The sequence below is a fragment of the Dietzia sp. SLG310A2-38A2 genome (assembly GCF_014145095.1).
In the GTDB taxonomy this organism is placed as follows: Bacteria; Actinomycetota; Actinomycetes; order Mycobacteriales; family Mycobacteriaceae; genus Dietzia.
Window position 1 is genome coordinate 3,075 of sequence record NZ_JAALDX010000336.1, and the last position, 1,886, is coordinate 4,960.

General features: G+C 67.3%; 3 protein-coding genes. 2 read left to right on the forward strand and 1 reads right to left on the reverse strand.

Going from position 1 to position 1,886, the window contains the following annotated elements:
- Positions 1-679 (reverse strand): glycosyltransferase (locus G6027_RS12145; protein WP_241727070.1); only part of this gene is annotated, 679 nt, incomplete at its 3' end.
- Positions 680-741: 62 nt separating this feature from the next.
- On the opposite strand from G6027_RS12145, the gene G6027_RS12150 reads away from it, so the two are divergent.
- Together G6027_RS12150 and G6027_RS12155 are read left to right on the forward strand one after the other, a co-directional pair.
- The gene (locus G6027_RS12150) at positions 742-1,494 is read left to right on the forward strand and encodes a glycosyltransferase family 2 protein (RefSeq protein ID WP_241727071.1); all 753 of its coding nucleotides are present in this window, start codon (positions 742-744) and stop codon (positions 1,492-1,494) included.
- Positions 1,491-1,880, forward strand: a complete 390-nt coding sequence (locus tag G6027_RS12155; RefSeq protein ID WP_182637403.1) for a DUF2304 domain-containing protein — start codon at positions 1,491-1,493, stop codon at positions 1,878-1,880. The genes G6027_RS12150 and G6027_RS12155 overlap by 4 nt, the downstream gene beginning before the upstream one ends.
- Positions 1,881-1,886: the final 6 nt, after the last annotated feature.

The following is a 1,886-nucleotide window of genomic DNA, read 5'->3' on the forward strand; positions in this document are numbered from 1 at the left end:
GAACGGACGAGTCGGACGCGGAGTGCCTGCGGTAGAGGAACGCCAGGGTGGGGTCGTAGACCATGTGACCGCCGCCGGTGATCACGTCGACCAGCAGCGCCAGGTCCTGCACCACGTCGAGTCCCTCACGGAACCCGATTCGGCGGATCCACTCGGAGCTCCACGCCAGAGACGGGAAGTAGGTCCAGTTCCCGTGCATCAGCGAGGTCATGAGCTTCTCGCCGTGGAGGACCGTGCGACCGTCGGCCTTGGGCGAGGTGAACGCCTTGACGGTGTCCGACAGGGGCCGCACGGGGGCGCCGTGCTCGTCGATCACGCTGACGCCCACCTCCATCACGGCGGCGTCGGGAACGGCCGCGAAACCGTCGGCCACGACCTGCAGGTAGTTGGGCAGCATGACGTCGTCGGCGCCCATCACCACGACGATCGGCGCCGTGACCATCTCCAGGCACTTGCGGTAGTTGCCGTTGGCGCCGAGATTCGCCTCGTTCTTCTCGTAGGTCACCCGCTCGTCGCGCGCGGTGATCTCCCCCATGTAGCGGGCCGGCTCCGGGTCCGGATAACCGTCGTCCACCACGACCAGACGGAAGTCGGTGTAGCTCTGGGACAGGACACTGTCCACGGCCTTCTTGAAGTGGCCGACGTCCCCGTAGTAGGGGAGCATCACATCGATGGCCATCGGGGAACCGCCGTCCTTCTCGTCACCGGGTTTTCCGTTCGATCGCATAGTATCGACCGGCGATGAGCAGTGACAGTGAGCGACTCTTAGGACACGACGACACGGCCGGGGGCGACCCTGCAGGAAACCGCGACGTCTGGCTGGTCGTCCCCTGCTTCAACGAGGGCACCGTGATCGAGGACGTCCTCGGCACCGCACGCGAGACGTTCCCGAACATCGTGGCGGTCGACGACGGTTCCTCCGACGAGTCGGCCGCGGCGATCCACCGTGCGGGGGCGCACCTGGTCAGGCACCCGGTCAACCTCGGTCAGGGGGCCGCCATCCAGACCGGTGTCGAATACGCCCGCGCGCAACCCGGCGCCCGCTACTTCGTCACCTTCGACGCCGACGGACAACACCAGGTCAAGGACGTGCTCGCGATGGTCGAGCGGGTGCGTGGGGAGCCCGTGGACATCGTGGTGGGGACCCGCTTCGGCCGACCACGCCGCGAGGGCGACCAGGTCCCACTGATCAAGCGGATCGTCCTGAAGACCGTCGTCATGCTCAGTCCACGCACACGCAGGCTCGGCCTGACGGACGCCCACAACGGGTTGCGGGTGTTCAACCGGCGCGTCGCGGACGACCTCAACCTGCGCATGAACGGCATGAGTCACGCCAGCGAGTTCGTGGAACTGATGGACAGCCGTGGGTGGCGCGTGGCCGAGCAGCCCGTCGACATCCTCTACACCGAGTACTCCATGTCGAAGGGGCAGTCGCTGCTCAACGGGATCAACATCCTCTCCGACGGGTTCGTGGGAAAGAGGTTGCCGCGATGATCAAGGCACTGCTGTTGCTCGCCGGCGCCGCGCTGGTGGCGTTCTTCCTGGCCAACCGCCGCAAGGCGCGGGCCAAGGCCGGGGTCAAGATCGGCTTCGTGTTGTTCGTGGTGTTCATGGTCTACGCCGTGATGCGCCCGGACGACCTCACCGTGCTGGCCAACGCGCTGGGCGTGCAGCGCGGCACGGACCTGGTGCTGTACGCGCTGGTCATGGGCTTCGCGTTTGTCACCGTCTCCACGTACGTGCGCTTCCGCGAACAGGAACTGCGTTACGCCCGGCTGGCCCGGTCGATCGCGCTGCAGAACGCGGTGCGGCCGGAGGACGAGCCCCACGCGACCGCGGTGATGCCCGCGGCGGACGACGACGACCGCCCGCGACGGTGACCGGGC

Bases quoted from the DNA above. Each gene is read 5' to 3' on its own strand.
- G6027_RS12150 (WP_241727071.1), top strand. From the start codon at position 742: ATGAGCAGTGACAGTGAGCGACTCTTAGGACACGACGACACGGCCGGG.
- G6027_RS12155 (WP_182637403.1), top strand. From the start codon at position 1,491: ATGATCAAGGCACTGCTGTTGCTCGCCGGCGCCGCGCTGGTGGCGTTC.